The sequence below is a fragment of the Burkholderia sp. NFPP32 genome, assembly GCF_900119325.1.
Classification (GTDB): domain Bacteria; phylum Pseudomonadota; class Gammaproteobacteria; order Burkholderiales; family Burkholderiaceae; genus Burkholderia; species Burkholderia pyrrocinia_C.
In genome coordinates this window covers 1-17,341 of sequence record NZ_FPJP01000039.1, presented here as the reverse complement: position 1 = coordinate 17,341, position 17,341 = coordinate 1, and the positions used below count along the sequence as shown (strand labels likewise).

Annotated in this window: 18 protein-coding genes and 1 pseudogene; 13 read left to right on the top strand and 6 right to left on the bottom strand. The window is 61.3% G+C overall.

Going from position 1 to position 17,341, the window contains the following annotated elements:
• Positions 1–14: 14 nt before the first annotated feature.
• Genes sctR through sctU form a run of 5 tightly spaced genes read right to left on the bottom strand, consistent with a single transcriptional unit; the run spans position 15 to position 5,620 of the window.
• The gene (gene sctR, locus BT264_RS35435) at positions 15–665 is read right to left on the bottom strand and encodes a type III secretion system export apparatus subunit SctR (RefSeq protein ID WP_072445260.1); all 651 of its coding nucleotides are present in this window, start codon (positions 663–665) and stop codon (positions 15–17) included.
• Positions 649–1,809, bottom strand: coding sequence for a type III secretion system cytoplasmic ring protein SctQ (gene sctQ / locus BT264_RS35430; RefSeq protein ID WP_072445259.1), 1,161 nt, complete (start codon positions 1,807–1,809; stop codon positions 649–651). Before sctQ ends, sctR begins: the two co-directional genes overlap by 17 nt.
• 4 nt (positions 1,810–1,813) lie before the next feature.
• Entirely contained in the window at positions 1,814–2,419 is a 606-nt protein-coding gene (gene sctP, locus BT264_RS35425) for a type III secretion system protein SctP (protein WP_083534365.1), read from the bottom strand.
• 24 nt (positions 2,420–2,443) lie between these two features.
• Complete coding sequence (sctV, locus tag BT264_RS35420; protein ID WP_072445257.1) at positions 2,444–4,504, bottom strand: type III secretion system export apparatus subunit SctV; 2,061 nt, start codon at positions 4,502–4,504, stop codon at positions 2,444–2,446.
• Between the two features lie 18 nt (positions 4,505–4,522).
• Complete coding sequence (gene sctU, locus BT264_RS35415; protein WP_072445274.1) at positions 4,523–5,620, bottom strand: type III secretion system export apparatus subunit SctU; 1,098 nt, start codon at positions 5,618–5,620, stop codon at positions 4,523–4,525.
• A 310-nt stretch (positions 5,621–5,930) separates the two neighbouring features.
• Here sctU and BT264_RS35410 point away from each other — a divergent pair, with 310 nt between their 5' ends.
• The 12 genes from BT264_RS35410 to BT264_RS38815 all read left to right on the top strand — a co-directional run bounded on the left by BT264_RS35410 (position 5,931) and on the right by BT264_RS38815 (position 15,897).
• Positions 5,931–6,482: an HrpB1 family type III secretion system apparatus protein gene (locus tag BT264_RS35410; protein WP_244137488.1), complete on the top strand. Its 552-nt coding sequence runs from the start codon at positions 5,931–5,933 to the stop codon at positions 6,480–6,482.
• A gap of 34 nt (positions 6,483–6,516) precedes the next feature.
• Positions 6,517–6,912 carry an EscI/YscI/HrpB family type III secretion system inner rod protein gene (locus BT264_RS35405; RefSeq protein WP_110281467.1) on the top strand — a complete coding sequence of 132 codons (396 nt, stop codon included), beginning with the start codon at positions 6,517–6,519 and terminating at the stop codon, positions 6,910–6,912.
• A 10-nt stretch (positions 6,913–6,922) separates the two neighbouring features.
• On the top strand, positions 6,923–7,711 hold the full coding sequence (sctJ, locus tag BT264_RS35400) for a type III secretion system inner membrane ring lipoprotein SctJ (RefSeq protein WP_072445254.1): 789 nt from the start codon (positions 6,923–6,925) through the stop codon (positions 7,709–7,711).
• A complete protein-coding gene (locus tag BT264_RS35395) occupies positions 7,695–8,468 on the top strand; it encodes a type III secretion protein HrpB4 (RefSeq protein ID WP_072445253.1) in 774 nt (257 codons plus the stop codon). The genes sctJ and BT264_RS35395 overlap by 17 nt, the downstream gene beginning before the upstream one ends.
• A complete protein-coding gene (gene sctL / locus BT264_RS35390) occupies positions 8,453–9,205 on the top strand; it encodes a type III secretion system stator protein SctL (RefSeq protein ID WP_175964364.1) in 753 nt (250 codons plus the stop codon). Before BT264_RS35395 ends, sctL begins: the two co-directional genes overlap by 16 nt.
• 11 nt (positions 9,206–9,216) lie before the next feature.
• Positions 9,217–10,572, top strand: coding sequence for a FliI/YscN family ATPase (locus BT264_RS35385; protein WP_072445251.1), 1,356 nt, complete (start codon positions 9,217–9,219; stop codon positions 10,570–10,572).
• On the top strand, positions 10,569–11,081 hold the full coding sequence (locus BT264_RS35380) for a hypothetical protein (protein ID WP_072445250.1): 513 nt from the start codon (positions 10,569–10,571) through the stop codon (positions 11,079–11,081). The genes BT264_RS35385 and BT264_RS35380 overlap by 4 nt, the downstream gene beginning before the upstream one ends.
• On the top strand, positions 11,074–11,889 hold the full coding sequence (gene sctT / locus BT264_RS35375; RefSeq protein WP_072445249.1) for a type III secretion system export apparatus subunit SctT: 816 nt from the start codon (positions 11,074–11,076) through the stop codon (positions 11,887–11,889). The genes BT264_RS35380 and sctT overlap by 8 nt, the downstream gene beginning before the upstream one ends.
• Before the next feature lie 3 nt (positions 11,890–11,892).
• The gene (locus tag BT264_RS35370; protein WP_143155816.1) at positions 11,893–13,425 is read left to right on the top strand and encodes a helix-turn-helix transcriptional regulator; all 1,533 of its coding nucleotides are present in this window, start codon (positions 11,893–11,895) and stop codon (positions 13,423–13,425) included.
• A 29-nt stretch (positions 13,426–13,454) separates the two neighbouring features.
• A complete protein-coding gene (gene sctC, locus BT264_RS35365) occupies positions 13,455–15,227 on the top strand; it encodes a type III secretion system outer membrane ring subunit SctC (RefSeq protein ID WP_083534359.1) in 1,773 nt (590 codons plus the stop codon).
• Between the two features lie 42 nt (positions 15,228–15,269).
• Positions 15,270–15,461: a hypothetical protein gene (locus tag BT264_RS35360; RefSeq protein ID WP_072445247.1), complete on the top strand. Its 192-nt coding sequence runs from the start codon at positions 15,270–15,272 to the stop codon at positions 15,459–15,461.
• Positions 15,462–15,534: 73 nt separating this feature from the next.
• The gene (locus BT264_RS38815) at positions 15,535–15,897 is read left to right on the top strand and encodes a hypothetical protein (protein ID WP_143155815.1); all 363 of its coding nucleotides are present in this window, start codon (positions 15,535–15,537) and stop codon (positions 15,895–15,897) included.
• A gap of 198 nt (positions 15,898–16,095) precedes the next feature.
• Here the strand turns inward: BT264_RS38815 and BT264_RS35355 are convergent.
• Positions 16,096–16,907 (bottom strand): annotated as a pseudogene (locus BT264_RS35355) (IS5 family transposase).
• A gap of 78 nt (positions 16,908–16,985) precedes the next feature.
• Here BT264_RS35355 and BT264_RS35350 point away from each other — a divergent pair.
• The coding region (locus BT264_RS35350; protein ID WP_143156760.1) for a helix-turn-helix domain-containing protein at positions 16,986–17,341 on the top strand (356 nt) is incomplete at its 3' end.

The window sequence follows — 17,341 nt, the reverse complement described above, 5'->3', positions numbered from 1 at the left end:
GTGCTTCCTCGCGGTTAACGGAAGCTCACGATCAAGCCGTGAATCAGGGTCGACCAGCCATCCATGACGACGAACAGCAGCAGCTTGAACGGAATGGCCACATTGGTGGGATTCACCTGGTTCAATCCCATCGCCAGCAATACGTTGGCGATCACGAGATCGATCACGATGAAGGCGATGAAGAGCAGGAAGCCGATCTTGAACGCCTCGGCTAGCTGGGTCAGCGCAAATGCGGGCGCGAGGACGATCAGATCGTTCTCCTGCAATGCGGCGGCGGTTTCCTTTGGCCACACGACCGACGCCGAGCGCAGGAAGAAGCGCTTTTCACGCGTGGCGGCGTGCTTTGCAAGAAATTCGCGAAACGGTTCGCGGGCGTTGCCGAGGATCTGGATCACCGCTTCGGAGGAATTGGCGGCCGGCGGCTTACCGTCGAAGCCGCGCAAGGCCGCCATGCCAACCGGCGCCATCACGTAGATCGAAACCAGGATCGCGATGCCGTTGATCACCATGTTGGGCGGCACCTGCTGAACACCGAGTGCATTGCGCAGGAGGCCGAGCACGACCACGATCTTGGCATAAGACGTCACGACCATCGCGATGAACGGCACGAGGCTGATCAACACGACTGCGACGAGCAATCCGGTGAAGTCACCTGCGTGAATCATCGCGTTGCGCCATGTCGAGTATTCGAACACCGAGCTGCTCGCCCACCGTGACAAGTTCGCCACGACCGATCAACTGGCCGCATGCAACCAGGCGAATCGGCATCTCGGCTGCCGGACGAGGAAGTTCCATTATGTAACCCGCGCGCAACGCAGCGAGCTGATCGATGGAGAGTGCGATGGTGTCGATTTCAAGGTTGACTGGCACCTCGAGCGCGCCGACATCGACGGGGTCGGCACGATCCGGTGCGTCATGACTGGAGGGGGATGGGTCTTGTGTCATAAAAGGATCCTCAAGAAGGGTAACGGTTCGACCGTCGGATTTCACCGGTGCAAGCATTTGCATCAGGCGGGGCGTGCCCCAGACGGCGATCGTTGAAAACGAAGTGCCGGGCGAGGCAAGGGCGGGTTCGATCGCGCCGAGCAGTACGTCGCCGGGCGCAAGGCTGCGCAGGACCGAGGTGCGCAATGGCTTCGCACCGATGCCCAACCGACCTGCTACAGGAATGGACGGAAACGGAAATGCCCGGGCCGGAGTCATCGTGTTCAACAGCCGTGCCACTTCGTGGGTGGCGGCGCTGTCCAGCCCGACCCTTGCACGATGGCGCTCGCCATTTAACTGAAACGAAAGCGACACGAAGGACACCGCGTCGTGCCCAGCTGGATGCGTGCCGGTGTGCGTTCGTGCGAGCCTGGCAACCTGCCAGCCGGCGGAACCGGCTTGCTCCAGCGCAACCGTCAGAGGGGCGAGCAACGCGCATGCAAGGGCGTCACGCAATGTGCGGTCATTGTTGCATGCCGAATCGATCGGCGGCGCCACGACCGACAGCGCGGGATAGGCGGCGAGATCGATGTCGATCGACAGTGTTTCGGTCCGGCGAACCAACGTAATCAAGCCGCGATCGGGAAACGGCGCGGTGGAGCAGGCACTGGAGTTGTCGTCACTGATCGACGCGTGACATTCGGTCAAGCCCGGAACTCGGTCGACCAGCGCTGGCCACCGCGCGTCGAACACCAACCGGGTGATACGTGCTGCGCACTGGGCGACGTCGGGAAGCCGGGGCGGTGCGGTCGGGATCGGTGCGCCGTCCGGGTTTGACAGCACGCGCGCGATGCGGGACCGGGGATTCGTGTTGGTCGGGATCATCGCGTCAACGGATGCTCAGAAACACGTCGTGCGATTGCCCGAGCGCGTGTAGCGAGGCACGCAGCGCCTGCTCGAGTTCATCCAGATGCGCGGCGAGAAACGGTCGCGTCGCGGGATCGCGGGTTTCGAAACACAGCGACAGATCGAAACGCGACAGCGAAAGATTCAGCGTGGTTCCGGCCAGGATATGCGCGTCGAGCACCAGTCTTGCGTTCCAGTTTCCGGCCAGCCGTATCGCATCATGGCTGCAAAACTGCGTAACCTGATGGACGAATGGCGCCATCGTCGTACGAAAGCGTTCGCGCTCGAGTGGCAGCGTATCGACGGTTCCCGGATCGGGTTGCGCGTCGCGACCCGTCGCAAACGCTTCAGCCGCCGCTGCGTCGGAACCGTCGTGCGGTGCGTTCCGCGTATCCGGCGATACGATGCCCGTCCGCGCGTCGCGCGCGGCCGGCGAGATGTTCGCCCTGGCCTGCGACTCGACGGCGTCGGACGATGCCATGTCGCTGGTCGGCGGTCTGCCGGTTACGCCGCGAAATGGCGGGTAAACGGACGACCGGCGAGCGGTATCGGTAGAGGCGGGCGAGGTTGACGTCGAGGATGTGGTCATCGATCAGACATTCAGTAGGGGTTGTCATAACGCATGGACGTGGCCGAGCGACTTCAGCTCGACGTGTTTGGCGAGTTCCTGGTACGAGTAAACCGGCAGCCCGTTCAGGCGCTCTTCGATCATGCGTCGCACATAGCGGCGAATATCCATCGACGTGACCACCGCGACATCGTCGCCGGTCGCATGGCCGGCCAGCGATTGAATGCGGTCGGTCAGCAACTGAATCTCATCGGGCGACAGCGCCAGGAAATTGCCGGTCGGCGTCTGCTTGATCGCGTGCCGAATATGTTGTTCGAGCTCGGGGGCGAGCAGGACAGCCGACAGTGTCCGCCCGCCGCGCGTCGCGCGATGCGCGAGGAAGTGTGCAAGGTCGCCGCGGACGTATTCCGTCAGCATCAGGACGTCTTTCTCCCTCGGTCCCCACACGACCAGGCTCTCGAGGATGTTGCGCATGTTCCGGATCGAGATCTGTTCCTCGAGCAGCCGGCGCAGCACGTCGGCGATGCGCTGGACCGGCAAGCCTTTGTGCACTTCGGCGACCAGCCCCGGATACTCGATGCCGGCCTGCTCGAGGATCCGCTGCGTTTCCTGGATGCCGACGAACAGCGATGCGTGTTGCCGCAACAGCATCGACGCCGCATGAGCGAGCACCTGTTCGCCGCGCCAGACCGTTGTGTCGGCGGGCACGCGGTCGTCACTCAGCCAGATGGTATCGGCACCGCCCGGGTAAAGCGGTGGGCGGATTTCGGCATCGGCAACGACGTTGTCGTCCGACGTGTAACGAGGCGCGATCATGACCTTGCGATGCGGCAATTCCACGCTCCAGTGCGGTACGTCGAAGAGCATCAGCTCGCAGGTTGACGCCGGCAGGTTGTCGCCGGTCCAGAACATAACCGCCGGGAACGGTAGCCCGAGTGCTTCCTCTAGCGACGCGCGTTCAGCGGCGAATGCTCTTGAAAGCGCGTCGGCGACCAGGCGCGGAACGAGATCGTGGGAGACACGCACGCCGACAGGGCAGGTGAATTGCGGGGCGCGCGGCATGATTACGCCGATCTCGGTGTTCGGGCCGGTGCGCTGCGTTGCATGGGCAGTGCCGCCCGCACCGGCTTGCGCGGAATTGTCGCGCCTGGCGAGATGGCGGCTGCCAACGAACAGGGCGATCGCGAGACCGATGAACATCAGTGACGGAAAACCGGGAACCGCCGCGAAGCCAAGAACCATCGCTGCCGAAACGGCGAGCGCACGGGAATTGCCGCTCAACTGCCGGCCGATTTGTGCGCCAAGCGAAACGGGCTTCGTGTCACGCTCGTCGGACACGCGCGTGGTCATCACGCCCGCGGCGACCGACAGCAACAGCGACGGAATCTGCGAGACCATCGCGTCGCCAATCGACAGGATCGCGAACCGGTCGGCTGCCTCGCCGGCGGACATATCGTGATAGGCGATACCGACGGCAATGCCGGCGACGATATTGATCAACGTGATGACCAGCCCCGCGATCGCGTCGCCTTTGACGAACTTCATTGCGCCGTCCATGCTGCCGTACAGTTGGCTTTCCGTCGCGAGCGTCGCGCGCTTGGCGCGCGCTTCGTCGGGTGTGAGCAGGTCGGCGCGCAGATCGGCGTCGATGCTCATCTGTTTGCCGGGCATCGCATCGAGCGTGAAGCGCGCGCTGACTTCGGCGACCCGCTCGGAACCCTTCGCGATGACGATGAACTGGACCGTGGCGATGATGCCGAACACAACCAGACCGACAACCAGGTTGCCGCCCACCACCAGCAAGCCGAAGCTTTCGATGATGTGCCCGGCGTCCGCGTGCAGAAGAATCGATTTGGTCGACGCGATGTTGAGCGACAGCCGGAACAATGTGGTGAACAGCAGCAGCGCCGGAAACGACGACAGTGCTATCACGTTCGGCATGTAGAGGGAAACCATCAGCAACGTGACGCTGATTGCGATGTTGATGGCCAGCAGGATATCGATCCAGGTCGTGGGCAGCGGCAGGATTATCAGTGCGATGATCGCGACCAGCAGGGCGGCGATGCCGATTTCGCCACCGGCCGGCAATTTGAGCGATTTAAGCATGCGTGTTCTGCCCGGGCGTCAGTGGGAGGGCGCAGCCGACGGTGCGCCTTCGCCTTCGTTGTTGTGCGTCGGACCCAGAGCATCGACCCAGCGCAGGATTGCCGCGACGGTCTCATACAGCTCCCGTGGGATCGGCCCGCCGAGCTCGACTTTGTAGAGCGCGCGGGCAACCGGCGGATTGCCGACAACAGGCGTGCCGAGTTCTTCCGCGTAGCGGCGAATCAGCGCGGCGGATTCGTCGATGCCTTTCTCGATCACGCGTGGCAACGGGTGTTCATGCGGCGCATAACGCAGCGCGACCGCGAAATGGGTCGGATTGACGAGGACGACGTTCGCGAGCCCGATCGCCTGTTTTTTTTCGGGAGGTGCCGACGTGGCGAGTTCGCGCGCGAGGCGCAAGCGCTCGCCCTTGATCAGCGGATCGCCTTCCTGTTGTTTGTGCTCGCGTTTGATGTCGTCCTTGCTCATCCGCATTTGCCGGATGAACAGGACTTTCTGAAGTTTCAGGTCTGCGGCGCCGACGATGACGAATACCACGCATGCGACAAGCATCAGTTTCAGCGACAGGTTCCAGAACATTGTCGATAGCCCGCTCAGCGGTTGGTGGAGCGAACCGACGACGAGCGGGAAGAGACCGGCGACCGTAACCCCCATCACGCTGCCGATCAATAGCGCCTTGACGACGATCTTGAGCGATTCGATCACGCTGCGGAGCGAAAACATCCGTTTGAGGCCAGCCGCCGGATTGACGTTCTCCACTTTCGGCACGATCGGCTTCATCGCGATCACCATGCCGACCTGGGCCAATGAAGCGAGGGTAGCAGCCACCGCACTGGCGAGGATGCAGGGAACAACCACGGAGAGCGCGTGCATGCCGATCTTATAAAGCGAAGCATGAATGGAGCCACGTTCGGCGTCGTTTTGAGAAAAATCGAGCGCGACAAAAACGATGCCGCGAACCCCGTCCGCAAAGTGATTTCCCGCGAACCACAGCAGCATGACGACACACGACATCGCCAGCGCGTCGCTGACATCCACGCTTTTCGACGTCTGGCCGTCCTTACGCGCATCGCGCAGGCGCTTGGGAGTCGGAAGTTCGGTTTTTTCGCCGCTCATGAAGTATTCCACGCTCGATGGATGGAAACCGTTTGCATCGTAACGATCCGGCGCGTGGTCGAGCCATGATTGCCGCGACGCATCCTAGAGATTGGCGAAGCGCGGGAGGGGGCACTGAACCATTCGCGCTAGTCTGCCGGCAGAGGGCCGAGCCCGCTTCGTGTTTGCGAGAGATCGTGCGCGCCGAAATTCGGGTGCGTAAAAAGTTGACGGATATGCTTATGAAGCAAATTAAGTGAATGGAAGCCGCAACTGAAGTGATGAAGTCGAATCGATTGAAACGGAGGCGTGTGCAATGGTTGTGGAAAGGATGGACGAATGCCTGAATTGCAGCAACGACATCGTCAGCGGATTGATTGAGGTCGTATCGGTGTCGTTGTTTCGCCATTTCCCGGACGTGAAGGTCGATCTGGACGATGTCGAGAAAGTCATCGGGGCGCTGACGGTGCTGCGGCCCAATGTCGTGGAGATCGAAACGCTGACCGGGCTGCTGCACATGTTTCGGGGCAACTGGGATGAAGCGATGCACGTGCTGCGCTCCGTCTGCGAACGCGTGCCCGCGTTTCCTCATGCAAGGACGCTGTTGGCCGTGTGCCTGTCGACGAAAGGTGATGCGAGCTGGCGCCGTGTCGCGGCCGAAGCCGCGGAGCTGGCGACGGATCCGCATACAGCGGCGCTGGTGACCGTGATGCAGGCACGTGAGGATCTGCAGGACGCCATTAAGGTGCAGCAAAGCGGGGGAAGGTTCGTGATTCCCCCGACATTCGCGGCGTTGATCGCGGAGCAGGACGGCGGAGCGTCGGAAGCGGCTGGGAGCGAAGGCGGCAGCGTGCCGGATTCGGCCAGCTATCTGCGTCTCTAATTGCGTGCGCGATCTCGAAGAGAGGAATATCACGATGATCGATTCAGTGGGGTTCAGTCGCATCGCATTGGGGCAGGTCGGCATGGACGACGGCAATGCCATCGGATCGTCGAGCGGCGATCGTCACCTCGCGGAAAGTTTCCAGGCGTTGATGGAGCGGCCGAAGATGGCTGACCCGGTTGCAGAGCCGGTCGATGCGGGTCAGGCGGCGGCGCACCTGTTGCGTGAACAGAATGCCCAGTTCGTCAATGTGAACCGAAGCATGATGGAGACGCTTGCCGCGACACCCGCGCTCGACATGCGCGAACTGCATGCCCGATCGATGCAGATGCAGGTCGATCTGGCGACCATGAATCTCGATGTAACCGTGAAACTGGGCGTGGTCGGTGCGTCGAAGTCGGCGATCGAAACGCTGATGAAGAACCAATAGTGGCGACAGGATGGCGATAGCTTCGGGAGATACACGTTCGATCTGGTGGTCTGCAGCCCGATTGGCGGTCGCGGCGCTGATGTGTGTCATGTTCGTCGGGTGCAGCAAGAACCTGTACGAAAACTTGAGCGAGCAGGATGCCAACGAAATGATCGCGGCACTGTTCGAGAGCGGGATCGTTGCGTCGAAGCAGCGTGGCGGTAACGGCAAGTACTGGGTGGTCTCGGTTCGGGACGACCGGTTCGCCAATGCAATCGAGGTCCTGCGCGACCGCGGGTTGCCGCGCGAGAGGCATCACGATCTCGGTGCGTTGTTCAGGAAGGATGGTCTTGTTTCGACGCCCACCGAGGAGCGCGTGCGATTCCTGTACGGGTTGTCTCAGGAGCTGTCGTCCACGATATCCGCAATTGATGGCGTGGTGGTCGCGCGCGTCCAGATCGTGTTGCCCAACAACGATCCGCTGGCTCAGGAAGTCAAGCCGTCGTCCGCATCGGTCTTCATCAAATATCGCGGCGATTCCGGTGTGGGCAAGATCGTGCCGCAGATCAAGACGCTGGTCGTCAACAGCGTCGAAGGGTTGGCCTACGAGCGGGTCAGCGTCACGGCCGTGATGGCGGAACCCGGAGCGACGCGTGCCGTGGTGTCGCAACGCTTGCCGGTGGCGTGGATCGCAGCCGGGCTTGCGGCGACCGGACTGATGGGCGCCGCGCTGTTCATGTTGATCAGGTCCGGAATGGGAGTGCGCGTGCTCAAACGGATCCGGGCGCAACTCGAGCGCTTGCGTGGATCGTCGGGCTGATGCGTGCCATAGTCGCGAAACGGGCGTAATCCCGGAACGAGGGAGAGATGAAATCGATGCTTCGATAGAGCGGTGGTCGAAAGCGTTGGCGGCTTATCAGCGCAATGCCCGAACCGCGTCGGTCTGGGCCGATGCGTCATGGCTGGCGGGATACGCCGGATGTGAATCCGGCGATGACGGTCAGGTATGCGTATCGCTCTCCGAAGTCGCGTCAACGCTGGATGAGCGGTGTGTCGCGGCCGTTTCACTTGCGTTGTTGCGGTCGCTGGATATTGGGGTTCCCGCGTTGAACACGCTGGTGGGGCCGCATTGGTCGGCGCTCGATGCGGTCCCGGGCGAAGTGGCGGCGCGCATTCTGCGTACGAGGTCGCTGATATTTCGTCGAATGGAAGTGCGTCGCCTGATCGACAGGCAATCGAGGGCGAAGTTATATGAATGGACAGGAATGCAGATAGATTTGTTCTCGAATCCGGATTCCAATGCGCCGGACATCGCGTCGCTGGCGCGGACGGCAATGATTCCGCCTTTGCGCGAACTCGATGCGAAAGCGCTGTCGGGAGAGGGACTGGCGTTGTTGATGCGTGACCTGGACGTTGATCGGCCGCCATTCACATTGCAGCGGCTTTTGTTCGCACGGAATATCGGGCTTCCGGCATGGCCAGGTGAGGTTGATCGGGCGCTGGACTACGAAGGATCGATACGATTGATGGCGGGATTGCCTGAATGGTTGCCGGAGTGGGGATGGGTATTTGGCTAAGGCGCGCGAGTGACGCATCGGGCGATGACGCACCAGTCATTGGTACGGACTCGGAGGTTATCAGGCGCGATGCACTTGGCGTGCTCCTGGAACTCGACGCAGCCTGCGAGCAAGTTCGGCAGGATCGTGTGCGCTTACTAGACCAGGCACGCAACGAAGCTGCTGGAATGATCGCGGCGGCCGAGGTGAACGCCGCGGCGCTACTTGCCGAAGCGCGCAAACACCGCGACGAAGCGGCGGAGCAAGGCTATCGCGAAGGGCGGCAACAAGCATTGTCGGAATGGATGGGGCATCTGGCGGAAGCTGGCGACCTGCGCCGCCGCGTGCAGCTCGGGATGCGCGAGCGAATGGCGGAGGTCGTGACGCTCACGGTCGAGCGGATCGTTCGAACCGAAGGCACCCGTGCGCTGTTTGCACGCGCGCTCGACACGATCGAGCAAATCATCGAAGACACCGTGATTATGCGTATTGCCGTGCATCCGGACGACCATGCAGAAGCACGGAAGATCTTCGGTATACTCGCGACGCGCTGGCGCAAGGCCGGCCGATCGTTTCCGCTGAGGATCGTGAAGGATCCGCGCCTCGCGCGCGGCAGTTGCCTATGCGAATCCGATTTGGTAATTGTCGATGTCGGTGTCGACGCACGGTTGCAGGCGGTGCGGTTGGCCGCTGGGCACGCGCTGAGCCTGCCGGTCGATGACGCCGCCGGAACGGATCGCGACGGAGATGCGAATTGACGAAGGATTGCATGCCTGACGCATGGTTGCCGGGACTCGTGGCCGACCAGGATCGTTTCGCGGACGCGCTGGCAGACGCGCTCCTCGCCAAATCGGATGCCGTTCGGACCGGAAAGGTGCTGGAAGTCATCGGTACCGTCGTCAAAGTGGGTGGCCTGGATGTATCGCTGGGCGATCTGTGCGAATTGCGCGCGGCGAACGGGGCTTTGCTTCAGTATGCAGAAGTGATCGGTTTCACGCGAAGCGTCGCGCTGCTCTCACCCTTTGCCAGACTGGACCAGGTGTCGCGGGCTACACGGGTGGTCGCACTGGGGCGTCCTCTGTCGGTGCCGGCCGGGCGCGTATTGCTCGGGAGAGTCGTGAACAGTTTTGGCCAACCGATTGACGGCGGCTCGCCCATTCCTGCAAACGAATCGACATCGATCTTTGCCGAGCCACCGGCACCCATGCAGCGCCGCATGATTGCCGCGCCGCTCGCCACTGGTGTGCGCGCGGTTGACGGGATGCTCACGCTCGCTGAAGGGCAGCGTATGGGTATTTTCGCGCCCGCCGGGGTTGGAAAAAGCACGCTGCTAGGCATGTTCGCTCGCGGCGCGCAGTGCGACGTGAACGTGATCGCCCTGATTGGCGAGCGTGGCCGGGAAGTACGTGAGTTTGTCGAAACGATCCTTGGCCCGGAAGGCATGGCGCGCTCGGTCGTGGTGTGTGCGACGTCGGACCGGTCGGCGATCGAGCGTGCGAAAGCGGCCTATGTCGCGACCGCCATCGCCGAATCGTTTCGCAACGAAGGGCAACGTGTGCTGCTCATGATGGATTCGCTCACGCGTTTCGCGCGCGCGCTTCGGGAAGTAGGCCTGGCCGCGGGCGAGTCGCCGGTGCGGCGCGGCTTCCCGCCGTCGGTGTTCGCCAAGATGCCATACTTGCTCGAGCGCGCCGGCATGGGCGCGCGCGGTTCGATCACGGCACTCTATACCGTGCTGGAAGAAGACGATTCCGGCGGCGATCCGATTAGCGAGGAAGTTCGCGGCATCGTCGACGGCCACATGGTGCTGTCGCGTGAAATCGCCGCCAAGCACCAGTATCCCGCCATCGACATGCTCCGCAGTCTGTCGCGCGTGATGCCCCAGGTCGTGCCACCCGATCACGTCGAGGACGCCGGCCGCGTGCGTCGGTTGCTGGCGCAGTATGGCGAGATCGAAGCACTGCTGCAGATCGGCGAATACCAGAGTGGGTCGAATCCGGTCGCTGACGAGGCGATCGCGAAGATCGACGCCATTCGTGCATTCCTGTCGCAGCCGAGGGGCGGGCATGAAAACTTCGACGAGACGCGCGACGCGTTGCGTCGGCTCGCGGAGTCCGGCGTATGACGCACGTGAAGCGGCGACTCGTCGCGCTCGAGTGTGCGCGACTGCGATTGGCGCGGTGTGACGACCGGTTGAGAAAGCGGCTCGCCGCACTGATGGAGGAGCGGAACACGATTGAGCAAGCCTGCGACGAACCCCGCGCGCGTATACGGGAAGTCGACACGGCCCTCGGCCGCGAGCAATCGCGTATCGATGCGTTGACCCGTGACGGCGAACCGTTTTCGATCGACGTATGGATGCAGGCCAATCGATGCATCGACTCCCTTGTTCAAAAGCGCTCGGCGCTGGCGGCGAATCTGGATCGGCTGATCGATGCGTTGTCGACCAATGACCACGAGATCGTTCGGGTTCGGCAGGAGGCCGCGATGAATCGGTTTCGCGACACGCTCCATGCGGAAAAAATCGACGTGATCCGCAGCGAGATGGCCGTGCATCACGAGAAACGTGTCGACGAAGAGGTCGAGGAACTGGCTTTGATGCGCCGTGTTGCCGCCGGTCGACACAATGAATGAACTGCTCGCCGTGTCGCCGCTGAACGGGCGGGGCGTCCTCGAATATCTGTCGTTGCTGGGCGTCTGTTCGCTGCGGCTCGGCATCATCATGATCGTCTTTCCGCCGGTTGGAGACGGCGCGTTGCAGGGCACGCTGCGTACCGGTCTCGTGCTGCTATTCAGCGCCTATGTCGCGTATGGGCAACCGGTTGAATTCCTCGATGCGTTAAACGGTGCATGGTTGGTCCAGACGATCATGCGTGAAGCAGCGATCGGCTTCCTGCTTGCGTTCTCCGCGTCGACGGTGTTCTGGGCCGTGCTAAGTGTCGGCGTCTATATCGACGCGATCACGGGATACAACAATATCCAGATCGTCAATCCGGTGCGTTCGGAGCAGTCGACACCGATTTCGACATTGTTCGGTCAACTGGCAAACACCGCATTCTGGGCATTAGGCGGCGGTATCGTTTTGATCGGAATTCTGTACGAATCGTATGAATGGTGGCCCATTTCATCAGATTGGCCGAATTCGACCCGCATTCTTTCCAGTTTTTTGCTGCAGCAGACCGATACGTTGATGCAGACGATCGCGAAACTGGCGGCGCCGATGGCGTTCATGCTGCTGCTGGTCGATTTCGGTTTTGCATTCGCGGCAAAATCCGCGCCCAAGCTCGATCTGATGAACCTGAGCCAGCCCGCCAAAGCGTTGCTGACGATCGTTATGTTGGCGTTGTTTACCGCGTTGTTTATCCACCAGGTGCACGGACCGCTGACTCTCGCCGGGCTATCGGATCGGATTCGCGAATTGGCATCGCGAGCCGATCGATAGCGAGTGGAATATCTGATTTGTCAGATCTGTTTCAAAGAAAGATTGAGAATTGACAACGTCAATGATGTTAGATTGACTGCACACGTCATGGCTGAAGTTCGCCGTAAGACACTGACCTGTCAGATTGAGGCGCCTATGTTTTCCATGATTTATTTTTCGCTTGCATCTGCACTTCGTTTTAAAAAGACGACAAAAGACTGGATAGATAGAATTGCGAATGGTGATCTGCATTCGGCGGTCGGGCTGGTGAATGGGAGGGAAGCCGATTCCAGCCCGCCGACGATAGATGGCCTGCAGATGCACGCAGACATGGATCTCGTCATGGGCGCGGTCTCTGAGGCGGAAGATCGCTATCGACTTGCGCAAAAGCTGATGCGCAATACGCGTCACGTGCTGCGGATCGCGTCGTGCTGCAACGCCGGCTGGCAGTCGCTGTTTCGATATCGGTTTGACGCTGCTGTGTCGTGCTTTGCCCGCGTTATCGAGGAGCCGCATGCTACGTCATCGGAGCGCGCGCTCGCGCGCCTCGGAATCGTCTGCGCATTACATCATCTTGGGCGCGCCGCCGATACCGACCAGGCGCTCGACGCGTTCGACACCGAAGTCGGCGGGGTCGGTCCGATGCACGAAGTCTGGCAGGATCTGGCAATCATGCTGCGTGGCGATCTTGCGATCCAGAACGAATTGAGGCTGGCGACGCAGATTGGCGACCATGCTTTCTGGCAGTCCGGCCTCCAGGCAGACAGCGCGTCGCTCGGCGTCGAGCGTCGGCAGCGCGGCGAATGCGATCAATCGAATCTGGCCATGCTGTCGACCCGCTTGCGCGCGCCGCTGTTGCGTCAACGCATGATGTTCCTGACACAATTGCGCGCGCTGGCCCGCGGCGACCGCAACGTCGTCGCCGATCTTGCCACGCATTTGCGTTGGGCTCAGCGCAACAACATGCACGGTTACGAACGCACGGTGCGGCTTGAAATGGCTCTGTCGGCGCTGGTGGCCGGCTTGCCGCAGGTTGCGGAAGGTGTGCTCGATCCGTTGCACCGATCGGCGCACGACGTCGGCGCCGGAGGTCGGGATCTGGACTATCTCTATTGCCTCGCGAAGATCCGGCAACTGCAGGGGCGAACGCACGAGTGGTTGCAACTGTATTCCGATTACGCGGTGACGGCGATGCATTGCCTGCGCGTGGAATCACACATGCTGGCACGTTTCGCCAATCGCACTGCGATCAACATGCCGCAGCGTGACGATGTCGGCGCGCGATTGCCGCCGAAGTATCTGCGGGCCTATGTGTTTCTGCTGGAAAACATCAACTGCCGCGATCTGTCGGTGCGAGCGATGGCGGCCGAGATCGGTGTAAGCGAGCGTGCGCTGCAGAGCACTTTCAAGAGCTGCCTGGGGATGTCGCCGATCGAGCTGATTCGGCGCTGCAGGATGGAACATCTGAAGGCAGGCCTGATGAATCGGAACACGCGCCGTGATGCTGCGTTTCCGCGACCGGAGAAAGCCGGGCAATCCGTGCTGGACGAAGCGTGAGAAGGCGGAACTTCGACGAGGAACGGCATGTGGAACGCAAGACGCAATCTGTCGTGAATCGCGCGGTGGCCGGCATCGCGTCTGTCGCGAAGCTGCTTGTGCTGGCCGTCGTGTTTGTCGTGACCATCGCGCCGTTTTCGTCATACGGCGCCGAGGTGCGCTGGCGCGAACCGAAGATTCACATCGCTGTACAGAAGAAGGAATTGAAGGATGTGCTGCGTGATTTCACAGCCAGCATGGGCGTCAGTGCCGCCATTTCCAATGACGTGCAAGGCGTGGTGAGCGGCACCTTCGACATGGCGCCGCAACGCTTTCTCGATACGCTCGCGTCAACCTTCGGCTTCATCTGGTTCTATGACGGGTCGGTACTGACCGTCACCTCCGCCAGCGACGTGACGCGCAACGTCATCCAGCTCCACCATACGTCCCCCGCGAATCTGCGGGCGACACTCGATCGCATGAGCGTCACCGACGCGCGCTTCCCGGTCAGCTCCGACGAGGAATCGCGCACGCTGCTCGTCAGCGGGCCGTCGCAGTACGTGAAGATGGTCACGGATATCGCGCAGCGGGTCGATGCGGGCTCCGAACGAAAAGGCAGCTCGGTGGTGCGGATGTTTGCGCTGAAGAACGCGTGGGCAGCCGATCGTCAGGTGGAGATCGACGGAAAGACCGTCACGGTCGCGGGCGTGGCTTCCGTGCTGGCGAACCTGTACGGCCAGTCGGCGATAGCCGGTGACGGGCGGGGTGGCGCACAACCTTATGGCGTTCAGCGTCAGATGGGGATGCCGGATATCGACGGGCAGGCCGCGCCGGACGTCAATTTTGTGCCGCTGCCGGGCGGCGGTCCGATCCAGGCTGGCGTCACGCTACCGCCGCTGCCGCCGGGGACGAGCGTCGGCACGACCGTTCAGCCGGGAATATTGGGGCTGCTTGGCGGGAATGCGCGGCAGCAGCTTGCGCCGGCGGGGCAGGCGTTGACGCCGGGCTACCAGCCGGTGCCGACGTCGCAGGGAGAGCGGCTGCCGGTCATCCAGGCCGATCCCGGGACGAATTCCGTCCTCGTTCGCGATACGCCGCAGCGGATCGATCAGTACGCATCGCTCGTCAATCAGCTGGATGTGCGTCGGGAACTGATCGAGATCGAGGCGCACGTCATCGAGATCGAGGAAACGGCGTTGCGACAGATGGGCGTGAACTGGCGTGCGCGCAGTAAGCATGTCAGCGCGCAGACTGGCGGCGCACCGTTCGGCGCATCCTCGGGCAACACGCTGACCGCCGTGGTCGGCGATGGCGGCCGCTATCTGATGGGGCGTATCAATTTTCTGCAACTGGAAAACAAAGCCCGGCTCGACGCCAGCCCGAAGGTCGCGACGCTGGACAACGTCGAAGCCATCATGGACAACCGGACGCGTTTCTTCGTACGCGTGTCCGGTCACACTTCGGGCCAGTTGTACAGCGTGTCGACCGGAATTTCGCTGCGCGTATTGCCGATGGTAGTCAAGGAAAACGGCCGGCAGCACATCAAGCTGGTCGTCAATATCGACGACGGGCAGATCACCGGCAAGACGGTCGATAGCATCCCGGTGATCAACAACAGCTCGATCCGCACGCAGGCCGTGATCGGGACGGACGAGAGCCTGCTGATCGCAGGCTATCGCATTGAAAGCCGGGCGGAAGGCGAGTCCGGCGTGCCCGGGTTGTCGAAGATTCCCGTCCTCGGGGCGTTGTTTCGACAGAATGAAAATGCGCGCCGCAAGATGGATCGCGTGTTCCTGCTGACGCCTCGCATAGTCGAATATTGATTACTCAATCCTTCACATATGATGAAACGACATCTATTCCTGATGACCGGCGTGCTCGTGATGCTGTTCGGGCTCGTCGCCTGCGGGACGACGACCGGTTATGACCAGATCACCGGTTGCGCCACGACTTCGCAAAGGTCTTGGTACGGCGCAACCAAGATGCTCCACGTCGAATGCATGGACGGCACGATCGTCGACAACGGCGTGATTGTGCGCAGGGGTACGCGGCGCTGACCGCGCTGCTTGGGGTTGCGGATTGATAAGGGAACGGGAAAGGTCATCGGTTCACATTACAGGAGAACATCACATGGGCGTACGCGACATCACCAGGCAGTCGGCACTGCCGCAGCCAGCCGGATCGGATATCGAGGACAAGAATCGCGCTCATACGTCGAGCGCGACGGCTTCAATGACTTCAGAAGCACAGCATGTCCAACTCAACCCTCCTGCTCCTGCGCCGGGTGGTATTTTGAGTGGTCTTCCAAAGAAAATGGCAAAAGAAGAAGAATCAAAGGAATTTTCGGAGGAAAAATCTCGTTTGGAAGAGGCAGAAAGAACTTTCCAAAAGGAAAAGGATGTTTGTGATAGGGAAGAATCGATGGCGAGAATATTAGTTCAATTCTCTACGGAATGCGCTCGTAGGATTGAGGATGCCGCACGCAGCAAGTAATAGATCGGTTAAAAACCTCCGCTCCGCTCTTCTGAAGCTGTTTCGGCTGAAGAGGGAGTGGCCAGGTTCAAGTACGCTTCCCGAATATCGGAGCACCGCTCGAAACGTGTGCGAGACGACACCTGGCTACCGAAGCGGTCGGTCACGGTCACCGCAAATAGGTGGAATCGCATCAACGAGACCGTGCGCTAAGAAACGCTAACAGAATGATTTTTGAAGGTGTCGCCAGCAGATGATGCAGGCGGCGATTTTCATGAACGCTTCGTGTATGGCGGCGAGGCGCTCGAACCGAATGCGCAGGCGTCTGAAGTTGTGCAGCCACGCGAAGGTGCGCTCGACGACCCACCGGGTCTTGCCAAGGCCGCTGCCGTGGGGCTCTCCACGGCGTGCGATCTGCGTAGCAATACCGGCAGCGTGCAGGGGCTTGCGATATTTGTCGTGGTCGTAACCGCGATCGGCCTGCTCGATGACGGGCTTTGACAGAGGCCGCCCCCGCTTGCCCCGAATGGGCGGGATGGCCTCGATCAGAGGCAGCAGTTGGGTGACGTTGTTGCGATTTGCGCCCGTGAGGATCAGCGCGAGCGGGATGCCCTGCGCTTCGGTAACGAGATGGTGCTTTGAACCGGGGCGCGCCCGATCAGTGGGATTGGGTCCTGTTTTTGACCTGATCCCACTGCACGAATGGAGGACGAATCGATGACCACACGCGACCAGTCGATGCGATCGGCTGCACGAAGTTTGGCCAGCAATACTTCGTGCAGCCGGTCTCAGACGCCCGCCTGCTGCCAGTCGCGCAGTCTGCGCCAGCAGCTCATGCCCGAGCCGCAGCCCATTTCCTGCGGAAGCATTTCCCAGGGAATACCGGATTGCAGCACGAACAGGATGCCGGTCAGCACGGCGCGATCGTCCAGCGGCTTGCGGCCCGGGTATCGCGTACGGCGTGGCTTCGGTGGAGGCAGCAGCGGATGGATCAGTGACCACAGTTCGTCATCGAGTATCGGTTTGGCCATGGCCTCCTCGTCAGCGAAACAACGAAGAGGTTACTAACGTTTTCGAAAGTATTGTCATGTTCATGAGACAATACACGCATGAAATCCAAACGCAAATCGGACGGCCGGAAACTGGATCACGCAACGTTGCAGGCGATGCGCCAGCAAGCGGTGAAAGCCGTTCGCGAAGGGCAAGACGTGGCGAGTGTGGCTGCGGCCTACGGGGTGAACGAGCGCAGCGTCTATCGTTGGCTGGCCGACTTCGCCAACGGCGGACAAAACGCCTTGCTGGCCAAGCCGATCCCGGGCCGGCCGCCCAAGGTCACTGCCGAGGAGATGCGCTGGCTGGCGCAAGCCGTGCGTGACCACACGCCGTTGCAGTTCAAGTTTGAATTCGGGCTGTGGACGTTGTCGCTGATTGCCGCGCTGATTGAGCGGCAGTTTGGCAAAAAGCT